Source organism: Roseitranquillus sediminis, assembly GCF_016918935.1.
GTDB classification, from domain to species: Bacteria; Pseudomonadota; Alphaproteobacteria; order Rhodobacterales; family Rhodobacteraceae; genus Roseitranquillus; species Roseitranquillus sediminis.
Genome location: NZ_JAFFOB010000022.1, coordinates 55,345 through 72,615, shown reverse-complemented (window position 1 = coordinate 72,615; position 17,271 = coordinate 55,345). Strand labels below are relative to the sequence as shown.

Sequence of the window (17,271 nt, the reverse complement as noted above, 5' to 3'; positions counted from 1 at the left end):
GCTGGTGCGCGCGATGGACGAGCTCTGGTCACACTGCGCGCTGAACCGCGCAGAACTCACCGCTTGAGCAAACCGGGCGCGGAAACGCATTGGGAATCGCGAGCAGCGGCTCCTGTTCTTCGGAAGTTGCATCGCCATCCGCGCGTCTGAAATCTGACGGGCGGCGAGCGCTCCACTGATCCGCCGCAGGTTCCAGCCTGCGGTCAGCCCGGGCTCGGGCGCGCCGGCCTAGGCGGGTCTCGCCAAGCATGATCCTCGCCTCCCACGCGCCGGTCGCGGGTGGTACCCGCGTCGCCGGGCCGCTAGAAGGCGCCCGACCGAAGGAGGAGCGCATGAGCCAGGCCTACCCCGTCCACGCCCGCATCGACGGCCCCGTCGTGCTCATCGGTCTCGGATCGATCGGCAAGGGAACGCTGCCGCTGATCGAGCGGCATTTCGAGTTCAACCTGACGAAGATGGCTGTGATCGAGCCGCATGACGACCAGCACAACTTCCTCGCCCAGCGCGGCATCCGGCACGTGCAGACCGCGCTGACCCGCGACAACTACCGGGAGGTCCTGCGGGACGTGTTCCCGCAGGGCGGCGGCTTCTGCGTGAACCTGTCGGTCGACACCTCGTCGCTCGACCTCATGCGGTTCTGCCGCGAGATCGGGACCCTCTACATCGACACGGTCGTGGAGCCGTGGGCCGGCTTCTACTTCGAGACCGAGAGCAACGCGCAGCGCACCAACTACGCACTGCGGCAGGCGGTGCGGGACGAGAAGGCGCGCCATCCGGGCGGCACGACCGCCGTCTCCTGCTGCGGCGCGAATCCGGGAATGGTCTCGTGGTTCGTGAAGGAGGCGCTCTTGACGCTGGCGCGCGACACGGGTCGTGAAACCCCTGCGCCCGGCGAGCGTGATGGCTGGGCGGCGCTGATGCGCGACTTGAGTGTCAAGGGCATCCACATTGCCGAGCGCGACACGCAGGCGCGTCATCTGCCGCGACCGCGGGGCACCTTCGTCAACACGTGGTCGGTCGAGGGCTTCGTCGCCGAAGGGTTTCAGCCCGCCGAGCTGGGCTGGGGCACGCACGAGACATGGTTCCCCGAGAACGGCAACCGCCACGAGGGCGGCTGCCAAGCGGGGATCTGGCTCGACCGGCCTGGTGCGATCACCCGCGTCCACACCTGGTGCCCGACGCCGGGGCCACAATTCGGCTTCCTCGTCACCCACAACGAGGCGATCTCGATCAGCGACTACTACACCGTGGGCAAGGGACCGGAGCCCGAGTATCGGCCAACCTGCCACTATGCCTATCATCCGTGCGACGATGCGGTGCTCAGCCTGCACGAGACCTTCGGCTCGGGCCGCATCCAGGAGCGGGAGCACATCCTGACGGAGCACGAGATCACGGGCGGCATCGACGAGCTGGGCGTCCTGCTCTACGGCCACGAGCGAAACGCGCTCTGGTTCGGCTCGCGCCTCTCCATCGAGGAGACGCGCGACCTCGCCCCGTATCAGAACGCGACTGGTCTGCAGGTGGCGAGCGCGGTGATCGCCGGCATGGTCTGGGCGCTGGAGAACCCGGAGGCGGGCATTGTCGAGACCGACGAGATGGATCACTCGCGGTGCCTCGAGATCCAGCGGCCCTACCTCGGCCCGGTCGAGGCGCACTACACCGACTGGACGCCGCTGACCGACCGCTGGAGCCAGTTCAACTTCGTCGAGGACATCGACGAGAGCGACCCGTGGCAGTTCCGGAACGTGCTGGCGAGTTGAGGCTTTCCGCCCCCGCGCCGCGCCGCTAGAAGAGCGCCGACATGACCGACCAGATCCGCCCGCAGCCCGGCATCCTCGACATCGCGCCCTATCAGGGCGGCGAGAGCCGTCTGGCCGGTCGCGCAGACGTGCTGAAGCTCAGTTCCAACGAGAACCCGTGGGGGCCGAGTCCGCGCGCGAAGGCGGCCTTCGCCGCCACGGTCGAGAGCCTGCATCGCTATCCCTCGACCGACCACGCCGCCCTGCGCGCTGCGATCGGCGAGGTGCATGGGCTGGAACCGGGGCGCATCATCTGTGGCGCCGGTTCGGATGAGATCCTGACCTTTCTCTGCCAGGCCTATGCCGGTCCGGGCGAGGAGGTTCTGCACACGCGGCACGGCTTCTCGATGTACCGGATCTGCGCCCTTGCCGCCGGAGCGCTGCCCGTCGAGGTGCCGGAGCGGGACCGGACGGTGGACGTGGACGCGCTGCTTGGGGCGTGCTCGGGGGCGACGCGGCTCGTCTTCGTGACGAACCCGGGCAACCCGACAGGGACCATGATCGACGGCGCGACTCTGGAGCGGCTGGCCGAGGGGCTGCCGCCGCAGGCGCTTCTGGTGCTCGACGGCGCTTACGCCGAGTTCGCCGAGGGCTACGACGGCGGCGCCGAAATGGTCGGCCGGCGCGAGAATGTCGTGATGACGCGGACGTTCTCCAAGCTCTATGGCTTGGGCGGGCTGCGGATCGGCTGGGCCTTTGGGCCGGACCACGTGATCGACGTGCTCAACCGGGTCCGCGGGCCGTTCAACCTGTCGCAGACGCAGCTCGAGACGGCGGAGGCGGCGGTGCGGGATCGCGAGTGGGCCGAGTTCTGCCGCGCCGAGAACGCCCGCCTGCGCGCCTGGCTCGCAGGTGAGTTGGCGGGGCTGGGCATTCCCTCGGATCGGTCGCACGCGAACTACGTCCTCGCCCGCTTCGCCGACCGGCGGGAGGCGGAGGCCGCCGATGCGCACCTGCGCGAAGAGGGCATCATCGTGCGCCGTGTCGCAGGCTACGGCTTTCCCGAGGCGCTGCGGATCACGGTGGGGGACGAGGCGTCCTGCGCGCGCGTCGTGACGGCGCTGGCCGGTTTCCGGGCGATGGCGTCGTGATATACCGCCGCGTTGCGCTGATCGGACTGGGGCTGATCGCCTCGTCCATGGCCCATGCCATGCGAGCAGGCGGGCTCGCCGGCGAGATCGTGGGCACGGCGCGGTCCGCCGAGACGCGGGCGACGGCGCTGGAGATCGGGCTCTGCGACCGCGTGACCGACAGTGCCGCCGAGGCGGTCGAGGGCGCCGACCTCGTCGTGCTGGCGACGCCGGTCGGCGCGATGGCCGCCGTCGCCGCCGAGATTGCACCGCACCTCGCGCCGGGCGCGACGCTGACCGACGTGGGCTCGGTGAAGCGGGCGGTTGTGGAGGCGGTCGCGCCGCACGTGCCGCAGGGCGTCCGCTTCATTCCCGGCCACCCGCTGGCGGGGACCGAGCAGTCCGGGCCGCGCTCGGGCTTCGCGACGCTCTTCCACAACCGCTGGTGCCTCCTCGTGCCGCCGGAGGATGCCGATCCCGAGGCGGTGAAGCGGCTCGCGCGGCTCTGGGAGGGGATGGGCTCGCATGTCGAGACGATGGACCCCGACCACCATGATCTCGTGCTGGCGGTGACAAGCCACGTGCCGCACCTCATCGCCTACACGATGGTCGGCGTGGCCGATCACCTGCGGCGTGTGACGGACAGCGAGGTCATCAAGTACTCCGCGGCCGGTTTCCGCGACTTCACGCGCATCGCGGCGTCGGACCCGACCATGTGGCGCGATGTCTTCCTGACCAACAAGGAGGCTACGCTGGAGGTGCTCGGCCGCTTCACCGAGGAACTCTTCGTGCTGCAGCGCGCGATCCGGTCCGGCGACGGTGAGCACCTGCACGCCTACTTCACCCGCACCCGCGCGATCCGCCGCGGCATCATCGAGGCGGGGCAGGACACGCCGGCACCGGACTTCGGCCGCGGTAGCGGCCGGTGAGGCTTCTTCCCGTCGTGCTCGCCCTCGTGGCGACGGCGGCGCAGTCGGCGCCCGACGTGTCGATCCGGCCGGAAGAACGGGCGATGCCATTTCCGCAGCCCGAGGTGACGCAGACTACACGGCCGCAAGTATCGCTCGACCACTCCATCCGCCCGGAGCCGCGGCCCGAGAACCTGCGCCGCGGCGCCACTGTGCGCGCCAGCAGTCTCCGCCTCGCCTCGCCGGGCGTGCTCGCGACAGGCTCGGTCTGCGGAGACCCGGCGATCCGCGGCGAGACGCTGGCGCCGATCGCGGGCCGCCTGCAGGCGTGTGCGATCGACGCGCCGGTGCGGGTCAGCCATGTCGCCGGCCTCCGACTTAGGCAGCCGGCCGTCATGGACTGTCGCACCGCCAAGGCGCTGAAGGGCTGGGTGGAGGGCGGCGTCAAGCCGGCCATTGGGCAATTCGGCGGCGGTCCTGCGGGCCTGCGTGTGGCGGCGCACTACGTCTGCCGCGGGATCAACAACCAGCCGGACGCGCGCGTGTCGGAGCATGGCAAGGGACGGGCGATCGACATCTCGGGCATCGTTCTCGCCAGCGGCCAGACGCTGAGCGTGCTGCACGGCTGGGACGACGAAGAGCACGGATCGAGACTGCGCCGGATGCACCGCGCCGCCTGCGGACGCTTCGGCACGGTGCTCGGGCCGGAGGCGGACCGCTTCCACCGAGACCACTTCCACTTCGACACCAAGCGCCGGGGCTCGAGCTACTGCCGCTGAGGCTCAGCGCAGGATCAGCCGCGGCGAAGGTCCGAGCGGGACCGGGCCCAGCGAGATCTGCCCGTTCGCCAGGTCGAGCGGCGCATCGAGCGTCCCCGGCGCGCCGGAAAGCCCGGCCAGCAGGCCGAGGCCGCTCTCGAGCGTCGGCGCCAGCCCCTCCGGGATCAGGCCCGCGGCGACCGCGAGCGTAAGCATCTCGCGCCAGTTCTGCGCCCGCACGGTGATGCGTCCCACAGGCACACCGTCCGGCCCCACGTCCACCTCGCCACCAAGGCGCAGGTCCAGCTCGCCCCAGCTCACCCGCGCCTCGGTCAGGTCGATCGCCACCGGCTGCGGCCGCTCTTTCTCGATGGCGCGCCGGTCCCAGGCCGAGTCGAAGGTGACGAGCGCGTCGAGGCGCAGGAGGTCGACTTCGCGGGGCAGGGCAGCCGAGGCGTCGATCTGCTCGACCGCCTCCGCCGCGGGCGCCAGGTCCTGCACCTCAACCCCGATCTGGTAGGTCGTTCCCTCCACCCGACGCGCTGCCAGCCTCCCGTTCTCCAGCGCCGCCTCCCAGCCCGCGTCCGATTCAAGGCGCAGGGCCTCAGCCACCACCGTCGCCTGCTCAAGCGCAAGGTCCGTGCCCGGCGCGAGTCTGAGGCTGCCGCGGAGATCGTCCGCGCTTACCGCGACACGCTCATCGGGCGTCGCGATGGTCTGGTCCGGTGGCCAGACGGCGATGACATGGTTCGGGCGGTAGCTGAGCGCCAGCACCTGGAAGAACGGCGCACTCCAGGCGAGGCCGGTTTCAGGGTCCGCCAGGTCGAGCGCCTCGAGCGTGAGGTCGAAGCGGTTGGGAAAGCCGCGGACATCGACCGACGCGGCGTCGGCCGCCCAGCCCTCGCATCTCCGATCGACGAGCCACGCCTCGACCGCCCGTTCCAAGGACCGGGCGCCCACGAGCCAGTAGCCGCTCCAACCCGCAGCCGCGAGCAGGACCACGATCAGAAGCGCGCGCATCGGCGTTTCCCCCGGTTTGAGGGGCCGTTATAAGGCCGCGAAAGAAGAAGGGCCAGCGCATGCGGCGCGACGACTTGTGGGTGTTCGGCTACGGCTCGCTGATGTGGCACGCCGGCTTTCCGGTGGCGGAGCGGTCGATTGCGACGCTTGCCGACCACGCGCGCTCGTTCTGCATGCTGTCGATCCATCACCGCGGGACCGAGGCGCAACCGGGGCTGGTGCTGGCCCTGAATCCGCGGCCGGGTTTCGCCTGCACCGGCGTGGCGCTGCGGGCCGAGGCGGGTAGCGAGGACGAGACGCTTGCCTACCTGCGCGAGCGGGAGCTGATCTCGTCGGCCTACCACGAGCAGCGCCTGCCGATCCGGCTCGCGGACGGCCGCGAGGTCGAGGCTGTGGCCTTCGTGGTCGACACCGACCACGAGCAGTATTGCGGCCACCTGACCCCGGACGAGCAGGCCGCCATGATCTCGCGCGCCCGCGGCGGAAGGGGGCCGAACACGGAATATCTTTGGAATACCGTCACGCACCTTCACGAGCTCGGCATCGGCGACCCGGAGCTCGACTGGCTGGCGCGGCGGGTGCGTGATCTTGCCCTTTAACGCTGCCGCGCGCTTTGCGGTTGGCTCGACAGGCACTTGCGCCTAACAATGCCGGGAAAACACCGGCGACAGGACCCGTTCGCAATGGACCTGCTCGATCGCGAGGCAGACGCGCACTTCTCGCAACCTGTCCGACAGATCCTCTCGATGGTCATCGTCCTGGGTCTCGTCGGCTTCGGGGCATATCTGGCTGCGCCCAGCGTGGCGCCGGTTTTCCTGGCGAACCCGTATTTGAACGGCTTCATCGCGTTCGTCTTCGTGATCGGGGTGCTGGCCTGCTTCTGGCAGGTGCTGCAGCTCGTGGGATCCGTCAGCTGGATCGAGGGCTTCGCTGTGAACCGGCCCGGTCACCAGATGACGCGCGCGCCGCGGCTGCTGGCGCCGCTCGCGGCGCTGCTGAGGTCGCGACCGGGGCGGATGCGGATCGGCTCGACCTCGGCGCGGTCGATCCTCGACAGCGTGGCGACGCGCATCGACGAGGCGCGGGACATCACGCGCTACATCACGAACCTGCTCATCTTTCTGGGACTTCTGGGCACTTTCTACGGTCTTGCTACAACGGTGCCGGCGCTGGTCGAGACAATCCGTTCGCTGGCGCCGCGGGACGGCGAGGGCGGGCTCGACGTCTTCAACCGGCTCATGGGCGGTCTCGAGGCGCAGCTGGGCGGCATGGGCGTCGCTTTCGCCTCGTCGCTGCTCGGCCTGGCCGGTTCGCTGGTGGTCGGCCTGCTGGAGCTTTTTGCCAGCCACGGCCAGAACCGCTTCTACCGCGAGCTGGAGGAGTGGCTGTCGACCATCACCCGCGTCGGCTTTTCCTCCGGCGAGGGCGAAGGGTCGGGCGAGGGCGGTCTGTCGGCGGTCTTCGAGCACATGGCGGGGCAGATGGAATCGCTCCAGACCCTGCACGCGCAGACGGAGGAGAACCGGGCACAGACGGATGCCCGGCTCGGCCGCCTGACCGAGACGCTGGAGCGGCTGGCGTTGCAGCTCGAGAGCGACGGGCCGGATCCCGCGATGGGCCAGCTTGCCCAGGCCCAGGCGCGGCTGGCGGACCTGATCGAGCGGCAGATGCAGGAGGGCGCCGCCGGTGGCGGTATCGATGCCGAAAGCCGGATGCGCCTGCGCTCGATGGACGTCCAGCTCCTGCGCATTCTCGAGGAGATGTCGGCCGGCAGGCAGGAGACCGTGGCGGACCTGCGCCAGGAGATCGCGCAGCTGACGAAGGCAGTCCGGCAGGCGAGCCAACGTCCGGCAGACGGCCCGACCCCGTTGGTCGGCCGCAGGGGCTAATCCATGGCAATGACGCGACGCGCCGTGAACCGCATGGCGGGCGCGACGTGGCCCGGCTTCGTCGACGCCATGACGGCCCTCCTGCTGGTGCTGATGTTCGTCCTGACGATCTTCATGGTCGTGCAGTTCGTCCTGCGCGAGACGATCACGGGGCAGGAGAGCGCTCTCACCGAGCTGACCAGCGAACTAAATGCGTTGGCGCGCGCTCTTGGAGCGGAGCAGCAGGAGGTGGCGCGGCTCGAGGACGAGAACGCGGCCCTCGATGACCGCCTGTCCGTGGTCCGCCAGGAGGCCGAGGCGCAGTCGGCGCTGATCGCTTCGCTCACCGCCGACGCCCGCGCGCTCGAGGACGAGGTGGCGTCGCAGACCGAGCGGATCGCCTCATTCGAGGAGCAGGTCGCGTCGCTTCTCGCGCAGCGGGACGAGGCGCTGGGCGAGGGTGCGGCGCTGGCAGGGCAGGTGGCCGATCTGGAGACGGCGCGCGACCGGCTGATCGACGAGCGCGAGGCGCTGCAGCTCGCATTGGCGCAGGCGCGCGAGGAGGTGGACGCGCAGGAGGAGGCGGCGCGGCTTGCAGCGGCGCGGCGCGAGGCGCTGGAGGCGATGACGGCGGAACTGCGAGCGGACCTCGAGGAGCGCGATACATCGCTCGCCGCCGCGCTGGCGCAGGTGAGCGAGCGCGAGGCCTCGCTCTCGGACGCGCTGGCGGCACTGACCGACGCCGAGGAGACGAGCGACACGCTCGCCAGCCAGCTGGCGGCGTCGGAGGAAGCGGCGGAGGGTCTGCGCGCAGACCTGGCCGAGCGGGAGGCGACGAACGGCGACCTGCAGCGCCGCGTCGAGACGCTTCAAACGGCGCTAGCCGACGAGCAGGCGGCCGCGGCCGACCTCCGCCAGCAGTTGAGCGGCACGGAGGCGCGGCTCGCCGAGGCGCAGGAGGCGTTCAGTGCCGAGGAGGCCGAGCGACTGGCTGAGGCCGCGGCGGCCGAAGCGCTGCGCCAGCGGCTGGCGGAGGTCGAGACGGCACTGACGGAGGAGGAGCGGGCGCGGCTGGCCGAAGCGGCCGCCGCGGAGGCGTTGCGCCGCCAGCTCGCCGTTGCGGAGGGCGCGCTGACCGAGGAGGAGCAGGCGCGGCTGGCAGAGGCCGCGGCGGCTGAGGCGCTGCGTTCACGGCTTGAGGAGTCGGAGGCGGAGCTGACGGCGATGGCGCTGGTGCTGGAGGAGCGCCGGCAGGAGGCGGAGGAGACGCTGACCCTCCTGGCAGCGGCCGAGGCGGCGTCGGAGGATCTTGAGACGCGGCTGGCTGCCGCCCTGGCGCAGCTCGACGATACGGCTGCGCGGCTGGCCCAGACGGAGACGGCGGAGGAGGAGACGCGCATCGAGCTCACCACGACCGAGGCCGCACTCACCGCCGCGCTGCTGAGCCGGGACGAGGCGGAAGGCGAGGTCGCCCTGCTGAACGAGGCGCTGGCTGCAGTGGAGACAGCGCGCCACGCCTATGAAGGCGACCTGGAAGTACTTCGCGCGGAACTGGCGCAGGCAGAAGCAGAGCTCGAGTCGCTGCGGGCGGCGGCCGGTCAGGAAGCGGACGAGCGTGAGCGGCTCGCGCAGGCGCTGGCGACGGCGCGGCAGGAGGCCGACCGGCTGCGGTCGGCCGCCGCCGAGGGCCTCGACCTGGAAGCGGAGCTCGCGGCCGCACTGGCCGCGCGGCTGGCTGCCGAGCGCCAGGCCGAAGAGGCGATGAGCGAGGCCGAGCAGCGCGAGGCCTTGCTAAGTGCGGCAAACGCAGCCTTGGGGCGGGAGGAGGCGGCATCGGCCGAGAGCCGCCGCGAGGTGGCGGCACTGAACGAACAGGTGGCGGCACTGCGCGCCCAACTCGGCGAACTGCAGGGGCTTCTTGACGTTGCGGATACCCGTGACGCCGACGCGCAGGTGCGGATCGAGACGCTGGGGGCGCAGCTCAACTCCGCACTTGCCCGCGCGGCCGCGGAGGAGCGACGTCGTGCGGACCTAGAGGAAGCCGAGCGGCGGCGTCTCGAGGCCGAGGCGGAAAGGCTGGAGCGATTCCAGTCGGATTTCCTAGTGCAACTCACCGACCTGCTCGGCGCGCGCGAGGGAGTGCGGGTGGAGGGCGACCGCTTCGTCTTTTCGTCGGAGGTGCTCTTCGAGACCGGCTCGGCGCAGTTGTCCGAGGAAGGGCGACAGCAGATCGAACGTGTATCGGCGCTTCTCGGGGACGTGGCGAGCGAGATCCCGGACGAACTAGACTGGGTGCTCCGCGTCGATGGCCACACCGATGACCGGCCGCTGTCCGGTCGCGGTCGGTATCAGGACAACTGGGAGCTGAGCCAAGCACGCGCGTTGTCGGTTGTGCGGTACATGACCGATGAGCTTGGCTTCCCGCCGCGCCGCCTGGTCCCTGCCGGTTTCGGCGAGTACCGGCCGGTAGATACGGCGCCGACGAGCGATGCGCGGGCGCGTAACCGGCGCATCGAGCTAAAGTTGACGGAAAGGTAAGCCCGCACACCGTATCCGGTATGAGAAGCGCGTGCGTAAACGCTCCCGCCGCTTTCGGAGCGGCAGGAGCGAAGGACGGCTTCAGTCCGCCGTCAGCAGCGGCGGCTTGCGCGACGAGAGGCGAGGCGCCTGCGGCGGCTCGATCCGAAGATCAAGGCCGTTGTCCTTCACCCCGACCCGCACGACGCCGCCCTTGGCCAGCCGCCCGAAGAGAAGCTCTTCTGCAAGCGGCTTCTTGATGTGCTCTTGGATCACCCGGGCAAGCGGACGGGCGCCCATCCGGTCATCGTAGCCCTTCTCCGCCAGCCACTCCGCCGCCGGCTGGGTCAGCTCGATGGTGACGTTGCGATCCATCAGCTGCGCCTCGAGCTGGAGGACGAACTTCTCGACGACCAGCAGGATCACGTCGCGCCCGAGCGGCGCGAATGAGATGACGGCGTCGAGGCGGTTGCGGAACTCGGGCGTGAACATCCGCTCTATGGCCTCCGTGTCCTCGCCCTCGCGCCGGTCGCGGCCGAAGCCGATTGCGGCCTTGGCCATGTCGGCGGCGCCCGCGTTCGAGGTCATGATCAGGATGACATTGCGAAAGTCGACCTGCCGGCCGTTGTGGTCCGTCAGCTTGCCGTGGTCCATCACCTGCAGGAGGATGTTGAACACGTCCGGGTGCGCCTTCTCGATCTCGTCGAGCAGGAGCACGCAGTGCGGGTGCTGGTCGACGCCATCGGTCAAGAGGCCGCCCTGGTCGAAGCCGACATAGCCTGGCGGCGCGCCGATTAGGCGGCTCACCGCGTGCTTCTCCATGTACTCTGACATGTCGAAGCGCAGCAGCTCGACGCCCAGCGTGTCGGCAAGTTGCCTCGCGACCTCGGTCTTGCCGACGCCAGTCGGGCCGGCAAACAGGTAGTTGCCGATCGGCTTCTCCGGCTCACGAAGGCCCGCGCGTGCAAGCTTAATTGACGACGAGAGCGCCTCGATCGCCTTGTCCTGACCGAAGACCACGCGCTTCAGCGTCGCCTCAAGGTCCTTGAGCACAGCGGCATCGTCCTTCGAGACGTTCTTTGGCGGGATCCGGGCGATCTTGGCGACGACCGCCTCAATCTCCTTAGCGCCGATAGTCTTGCGCCGCTTTGACTCGGCGACGAGGTGCTGGGCCGCGCCGGCCTCGTCGATCACGTCGATCGCCTTGTCGGGCAGCTTGCGGTCATTGATGTAGCGCGCCGAGAGCTCGACGGCCACCTTGATCGCTTCCGCCGTGTAGCGGATGTCGTGGTGCGTCTCAAAGTAGGGTTTCAGCCCCTTCAGGATCTTCACCGTGTCGTCGACCGACGGCTCGTTGACGTCGATCTTCTGGAACCGGCGGCTGAGCGCGCGATCCTTCTCGAAGTGCTGGCGAAACTCCTTGTAGGTGGTCGAGCCCATGCAGCGCAGCTTGCCACCCTGCAGCGCAGGCTTGAGCAGGTTGGAGGCGTCCATCGCGCCGCCGGACGTGGCGCCCGCGCCGATGACGGTGTGAATCTCGTCTATGAAGAGGACGGCGTCCGGGTGCTCCTCGAGTTCGGAGACGACAGCCTTGAGCCGTTCTTCGAAGTCGCCGCGGTAGCGCGTGCCCGCCAGCAGAGCGCCCATGTCGAGCGAGAAGATGGTGGCCTTCGACAGCACCTCGGGCGTCTCGCCCGAGACGATCTTGCGCGCCAGGCCCTCGGCGATGGCGGTCTTGCCGACGCCGGGGTCGCCCACCAGCAGCGGGTTGTTCTTGCGCCGGCGGCAGAGCACCTGAACGCATCGCTCCACCTCGGACTCGCGGCCGATCAGCGGATCAACGTCGCCCTTCCGCGCCTTCGCATTGAGATCCACGCAGTACTTGGCCAACGCGCTCTCCTTGCCCTCGTCTTCGCCGCTCTGGCTGTCCTCGTCGATTTCGCTCGCTCCCTGAACCGGCCGCGACTCGCCGAAGGACGGATTCTTGGCCACGCCGTGCGCGATGAAGTTTACCGCATCATAGCGCGTCATGTCCTGCTCCTGCAGGAAGAACGCCGCGTTCGACTCGCGCTCGGCGAAGATCGCGATGAGCACGTTGGCACCAGTGACCTCGGTGCGGCCGGACGATTGCACGTGGATCGCGGCACGCTGAATCACGCGCTGGAAGGCCGCCGTCGGCACAGCCTCGGACCCCTCGATCTCGGTGATGAGAGTCGACAGGTCGTCATCGATGAAGTTCGCCAGCGTCTGGCGAAGCTCGTCGAGGTCCACGTTGCACGCGCGCATCACCTTGGCTGCGTCTGGCTCGTCAGTGAGAGCGAGGAGCAGATGCTCCAGCGTCGCCAACTCGTGCCGCCGGCTGTTGGCCAGCGCCAGCGCGGAATGGATCGCCTGCTCGAGCGTGTCGGAGAATGAAGGCACGGGCGTGTGCTCCTCTGATTGGGTCGGAGGGTGGAGGCCCGTTCCAACCGTGGTCGCTCAAGTCTTAAAGTTCGGTAAGAGAACCTTTCCTTCAAGACACTTCTCGTTAACCGCTCGCACAATTCGGCGTGTGCCGCCAAGGCCGCCCGTCGTGCCGCTTTTCAGGGCGCACTCAGAACGCGTCCTTGCGCCTGCGGATCTCTGCGAACGCTTCTGCGTCGCTCGCATCTGTCATATTTATGGCAGCCTTCACCTCAGGCAATCGGGCCCGCAGGAAAGGGTTCGTCGACTTCTCGACACCGAGGAGCGACGGGACGGTCGCCCGCCCGTCGCCGCGTGCGGCCTTGATCTCACGAGCCCTCGCCTGCAGGTCCGGGTTGTCAGGGTCGATCGTAAAGGCAAAGCGGGCGTTCTTCGCGGTGTACTCGTGCCCGGAGCATATCAAGGTATCGTCCGGCAGATCCGCAAGGCGCGAGAGGCTCCGCCACATCTGCTCGGCAGTACCCTCGAAGACGCGCCCGCACCCGAGCGCCATGAGGCTGTCGCCGGTGAAGGCAGCCCTGGCGTCCGGCACGTGAAAGGCGATGTGCCCGACCGTGTGGCCCGAGACGTCCAAGACACGCACCTCGGCACCTGCGAAATCGAAGCGATCGCCGTCGCCGACCTCGCGGTCGAGGGCGGGCAACCGCGCGGCGTCATCGCGCCCGCCGGTGACGGTAGGACCGAAGACCGCGCGCAGGTCCTCTACGCCTTCGACATGATCATCATGGTGATGCGTCAGCCAGATCTCGTGGAGCGACCAGCCCCGTTTATCGAGTGCCGCTTTTATGGGTGGGCTTTCCGGCGCATCGACCAGCGCAGTCCGACCGCTCTCCCGATCATGGAGCAGGAAGGCATAGTTGTCGGTCCTGCAGGGCACGGTCACGAGGTCGAAAGACATGGCGTTCTTCCTTGGGCGATCCTAGGTTTCCCAAAGCATCGCCCAAGACCGGGGACGCGGCAATGCATCTCGACGTGCAAGATCTGAGGACATTCTACTACCGTACCCGCCTCGGCCGGGCGGCACAGCGCGCGATCAGGTCACAGGTGCTGGCGCTCTGGCCTCAGATGGCTGGGCTGAGCCTGGTTGGCTTTGGCTTCGCGGTGCCGCTCCTGCGGCCCTACCTCCCGGACGCGCGCCGGGTCGTCGCGTTGATGCCGGGCCAGCAGGGAGTGATGCCTTGGCCGCCGGGTCTGCCAAACGTCTCGGTCCTCTGTCCCGAGACGCTCTGGCCTCTGCCGCCGGCGTCGGCGGATCGCATCATCTTCCTCCACGGACTCGAGACGAGCGAGCATCCGACCTCGCTCCTCGAGGAGGCAGAGCGGGTGCTGGCGCCAGAGGGCCGCATCCTCTTCATCGTACCGAACCGAGCTGGGCTCTGGGCGCGGCGGGACCGCACGCCCTTCGGCTTCGGCAGGCCCTATTCGCTCGGCCAGCTCGAGGTGCAGTTGAAGCGTCAGGGCTTCCTGCCGGAGCGGCATGTGGCGGCGCTGTTCCAGCCGCCGACGGAACAGGAGTTCTGGCTCCGCACCGGTGCATTCTGGGAGGAGGCGGGGCGGCGCATCTCGAACCGCTATGCAGGCGGCATACTGATGGTCGAGGCAACGCGCCGGGTGGCGGCGTCAAGTCCGCCGGGCCTGCCGGAGCGGGCGAGGCGCCCGCTACGCATCCTTGATGGAATTGCCGCACCGGAGCCCAAGCCGGCCTGACGGCATCGCTCCCGCAGGCGCCCTCGCGGCAGCGCCGTAGGCGGTTGCGGGGGGCAAAACCCTCTGCTACACCCGCCGCGATTTCGATGCGGGCATGTCCGCATCCTGGGACAGAACACCGCCCCGCGCAGCTGCGCAGGAGGCGGTGCATTACGACGAAAGGGTGGACGTGGCCGAACCTGCCTCGATCTCGACCGGCATCGCTTCCCGCTATGCAACGGCGATCTTCGAACTCGCCAAGGAAGATGGCTCTCTGGAGCGGGTCGAAACGGACGTCGACACAATCGATGGCGCGCTGCGGGAGAGCGAGGACTTCCGCGACCTCATCCACTCGCCGATCTATTCGCGGGACGCGCAGGAGCGCGCGATCGGCGCCTTGGCCGAGCGGATGGGCCTCTCGGACATCTTTGGCCGGACGCTTCGGCTGATGGCGTCGAAGCGGCGCCTCTTCGTCCTGCCCCAGCTGGTCGCCGAACTGCGTCGCAGGATTGCCGACGAGAAGGGCGAGGTGACGGCCGAGGTCGTGGCGGCCACCGAACTCACGGAAGAGGAGCGCGGACGCCTGTCCGACGCGCTCCAGGCCTCGGCGGGACGCCAGGTCAAGCTCAGCGTGTCGGTCGACAAGCGGCTGATCGGCGGGCTGAGGGTCAAGCTGGGCTCGAAGATGATCGACACCTCGGTCCGCTCGAAGCTCGACGCACTGCAGAACAACATGAAAGAGGCCGGATAAATGGCGATCCAAGCTGCTGAGATCTCTGCCATCCTCAAGGAGCAGATCCGCAATTTCGGGCAGGAGGCGGAAGTCGCCGAAGTCGGGCGGGTGCTTTCGGTCGGTGACGGCATCGCCCGCGTATACGGTCTCGACAACTGCCAGGCTGGCGAAATGGTCGAGTTTCCCGGCGGTATCCAGGGGATGGCGCTGAACCTTGAGACCGACAACGTCGGCGTCGTGATCTTCGGCTCCGACCGCACCATCAAGGAAGGTGACGTCGTCAAGCGCACGAATTCGATCGTGTCGGTGCCGGCGGGTGACGCGCTTCTCGGCCGGGTGGTCGACGGCCTCGGCAACCCGATCGACGGCAAGGGGGCCATCGAGGCTGCCGAGCAGCGTGTCGCGGACGTGAAGGCGCCAGGCATCATCCCGCGCAAGTCGGTGCACGAGCCCATGGCGACCGGCCTGAAGGCAATCGACGCGATGATCCCGATCGGCCGCGGCCAGCGCGAGCTGATCATCGGCGACCGCCAGACAGGCAAGAGCGCGGTCGCGCTCGATGCGATCCTGAACCAGAAGAAGTATAACGAGGAAGCCGGCGACGACGAGAGCAAGAAGCTCTACTGCGTCTACGTTGCGATCGGCCAGAAGCGCTCGACCGTCGCCCAGCTGGTGAAGCGGCTCGAGGAATTTGGCGCGATGGAATACTCCATCGTCGTCGCGGCCACCGCGTCCGACCCAGCGCCGATGCAGTTCCTTGCGCCCTATGCCGCCACTGCAATGGCGGAGTACTTCCGCGACAACGGTCGGCACGCGCTCATCGTCTATGATGACCTCTCCAAGCAGGCGGTGGCCTATCGCCAGATGTCGTTGCTGCTTCGCCGTCCGCCGGGGCGCGAGGCCTATCCGGGCGACGTGTTCTACCTGCACTCCCGCCTCCTCGAGCGTTCGGCGAAGCTGAACGAGGAGCACGGCGCGGGTTCGCTGACGGCGCTGCCGCTGATCGAGACGCAGGCGGGGGACGTGTCTGCCTACATTCCGACCAACGTGATCTCGATCACCGACGGCCAGATCTTCCTCGAGACCGAGCTGTTCTATCAAGGCGTCCGCCCGGCAGTGAACACCGGCCTTTCGGTGAGCCGCGTGGGATCGGCGGCGCAGACGGACGCGATGAAGTCGGTCGCCGGCAAGATCAAGCTGGAGCTCGCGCAGTACCGGGAGATGGCCGCCTTCGCCCAGTTCGGCTCGGACCTGGACGCTTCGACGCAGCGGCTGCTGAACCGCGGCGCGCGCCTTACGGAGCTGATGAAGCAGCCGCAGTACTCGCCACTCACTAACGCGGAGATAGTCTGCGTGATTTATGCCGGCACCAGCGGCTTCCTCGACAAGCTCAAGGTGAGCGAGGTCGGTCGCTTCGAGACCGCTTTGCTCAACCACCTGCGCTCGAGGCATTCGGATCTGCTGGCCGACATCACCAACAACGACCGCAAAGTGAAGGGCGAGCTTGAAGAAAAGATTCGTTCGGCGATCGAAGAAATCGCCCGCGACTTCGCCTGAGCGGGACGGATAGATGCCCAGCCTCAAGGATCTCAAAAACCGGATCGGGAGCGTCAAGTCGACGCGCAAGATCACCAAGGCGATGCAGATGGTCGCCGCCGCCAAGCTGCGCCGCGCGCAGGACGCGGCGGAGGCGGCGCGTCCCTATGCCGAGCGGATGCAGTCGGTCATGGCCGGTCTCGCTCGCTCGGTGGGCGGCAGCGACACTGCGCCCCGCCTGCTGCGCGGCACCGGCTCGGACCGGACCCATCTCATCGTGCTGATGACCGCCGAGCGCGGATTGGCCGGCGCGTTCAACTCGTCGATCACGCGTCTCGCGCGCTACCGGGTCGAGAAGCTCCTCGGCGAGGGCAAACAGGTCAAGATTCTGACGGTCGGCCGGAAAGGGCGCGACATGCTGCGCCGGGATCACGCTGACAAGTTCGTGGGTCATATCGACCTGACGGAGGTCAAGCGCGTAGGGTACGACGACGCTCGAGGCATTGCGCAGGAGATCCTGAAACGCTTCGACGATGGTGAGTTCGACGTGGCGACGATCTACTACTCGACCTTCAAGTCGGTGATCAATCAGGTCCCGACGGAGCAGCAGATCATCCCTGCGAAGTTCGACGAGGACGCGGCAGATACGTCAACCGTCTATGACTACGAGCCCAGCGAAGAGGGCATCCTCGCCGACCTCCTTCCGCGCGCGGTCGCCACGCAGGTTTTTGCGGCGCTGCTCGAGAACGCGGCGAGCGAGCAGGGCGCGCGCATGAGCGCCATGGACAACGCGACGCGGAATGCCGGCGAGATGATCGAGGACCTGACGATCGAGTACAACCGCTCGCGTCAGGCGGCGATCACCAAGGAACTCATCGAAATCATCTCGGGCGCCGAGGCGCTCTGACCGAAC

The 17,271-nt window shown here is 68.4% G+C and carries 14 protein-coding genes; 11 read left to right on the top strand and 3 right to left on the bottom strand.

Features of this window, described 5'->3' with window-relative positions:
• The first annotated feature begins 332 nt into the window (after positions 1-332).
• From JM664_RS15585 to JM664_RS15570, 4 genes are read left to right on the top strand one after another with little or no spacing between them, the layout of a single operon-like run.
• Complete coding sequence (locus tag JM664_RS15585) at positions 333-1,760, top strand: homospermidine synthase (RefSeq protein WP_227420857.1); 1,428 nt, start codon at positions 333-335, stop codon at positions 1,758-1,760.
• Between the two features lie 41 nt (positions 1,761-1,801).
• Positions 1,802-2,890 (top strand): histidinol-phosphate transaminase, encoded by a 1,089-nt coding sequence (hisC, locus tag JM664_RS15580; protein WP_227420856.1) that lies wholly within the window; start codon positions 1,802-1,804, stop codon positions 2,888-2,890.
• Positions 2,887-3,798 (top strand): prephenate/arogenate dehydrogenase family protein, encoded by a 912-nt coding sequence (locus tag JM664_RS15575; protein WP_227420855.1) that lies wholly within the window; start codon positions 2,887-2,889, stop codon positions 3,796-3,798. Before hisC ends, JM664_RS15575 begins: the two co-directional genes overlap by 4 nt.
• On the top strand, positions 3,795-4,556 hold the full coding sequence (locus tag JM664_RS15570; RefSeq protein ID WP_227420854.1) for an extensin-like domain-containing protein: 762 nt from the start codon (positions 3,795-3,797) through the stop codon (positions 4,554-4,556). The genes JM664_RS15575 and JM664_RS15570 overlap by 4 nt, the downstream gene beginning before the upstream one ends.
• A gap of 3 nt (positions 4,557-4,559) precedes the next feature.
• Here JM664_RS15570 and JM664_RS15565 read toward each other — a convergent pair whose 3' ends face one another.
• Positions 4,560-5,555, bottom strand: a complete 996-nt coding sequence (locus tag JM664_RS15565; RefSeq protein ID WP_227420853.1) for a DUF2125 domain-containing protein — start codon at positions 5,553-5,555, stop codon at positions 4,560-4,562.
• Positions 5,556-5,614: 59 nt separating this feature from the next.
• Here JM664_RS15565 and JM664_RS15560 point away from each other — a divergent pair, with 59 nt between their 5' ends.
• The 3 genes from JM664_RS15560 (at position 5,615) to JM664_RS15550 (ending at position 9,961) form a co-directional block, all read left to right on the top strand.
• Positions 5,615-6,154, top strand: a complete 540-nt coding sequence (locus tag JM664_RS15560; RefSeq protein ID WP_227420852.1) for a gamma-glutamylcyclotransferase — start codon at positions 5,615-5,617, stop codon at positions 6,152-6,154.
• An 84-nt stretch (positions 6,155-6,238) separates the two neighbouring features.
• Positions 6,239-7,444 carry a biopolymer transporter ExbB gene (locus JM664_RS15555; RefSeq protein WP_227420851.1) on the top strand — a complete coding sequence of 402 codons (1,206 nt, stop codon included), beginning with the start codon at positions 6,239-6,241 and terminating at the stop codon, positions 7,442-7,444.
• Between the two features lie 3 nt (positions 7,445-7,447).
• Positions 7,448-9,961 (top strand): peptidoglycan -binding protein, encoded by a 2,514-nt coding sequence (locus JM664_RS15550; RefSeq protein WP_227420850.1) that lies wholly within the window; start codon positions 7,448-7,450, stop codon positions 9,959-9,961.
• A gap of 81 nt (positions 9,962-10,042) precedes the next feature.
• On the opposite strand, the gene clpA is transcribed toward JM664_RS15550, so the two are convergent.
• A complete protein-coding gene (gene clpA, locus JM664_RS15545) occupies positions 10,043-12,361 on the bottom strand; it encodes an ATP-dependent Clp protease ATP-binding subunit ClpA (protein ID WP_227420849.1) in 2,319 nt (772 codons plus the stop codon).
• Positions 12,362-12,533: 172 nt separating this feature from the next.
• Complete coding sequence (gene gloB / locus JM664_RS15540) at positions 12,534-13,301, bottom strand: hydroxyacylglutathione hydrolase (protein ID WP_227420848.1); 768 nt, start codon at positions 13,299-13,301, stop codon at positions 12,534-12,536.
• Between the two features lie 62 nt (positions 13,302-13,363).
• On the opposite strand from gloB, the gene JM664_RS15535 reads away from it, so the two are divergent.
• The 4 genes from JM664_RS15535 (at position 13,364) to JM664_RS15520 (ending at position 17,265) form a co-directional block, all read left to right on the top strand.
• The gene (locus JM664_RS15535; RefSeq protein ID WP_227420847.1) at positions 13,364-14,110 is read left to right on the top strand and encodes a class I SAM-dependent methyltransferase; all 747 of its coding nucleotides are present in this window, start codon (positions 13,364-13,366) and stop codon (positions 14,108-14,110) included.
• Positions 14,111-14,279: 169 nt separating this feature from the next.
• Positions 14,280-14,840 carry a F0F1 ATP synthase subunit delta gene (locus tag JM664_RS15530; RefSeq protein WP_227420862.1) on the top strand — a complete coding sequence of 187 codons (561 nt, stop codon included), beginning with the start codon at positions 14,280-14,282 and terminating at the stop codon, positions 14,838-14,840.
• Positions 14,841-16,379: a F0F1 ATP synthase subunit alpha gene (gene atpA / locus JM664_RS15525; protein WP_227420846.1), complete on the top strand. Its 1,539-nt coding sequence runs from the start codon at positions 14,841-14,843 to the stop codon at positions 16,377-16,379. It begins immediately after the preceding gene.
• A 13-nt stretch (positions 16,380-16,392) separates the two neighbouring features.
• Entirely contained in the window at positions 16,393-17,265 is an 873-nt protein-coding gene (locus JM664_RS15520) for a F0F1 ATP synthase subunit gamma (RefSeq protein ID WP_227420845.1), read from the top strand.
• Positions 17,266-17,271 lie beyond the last annotated feature (6 nt).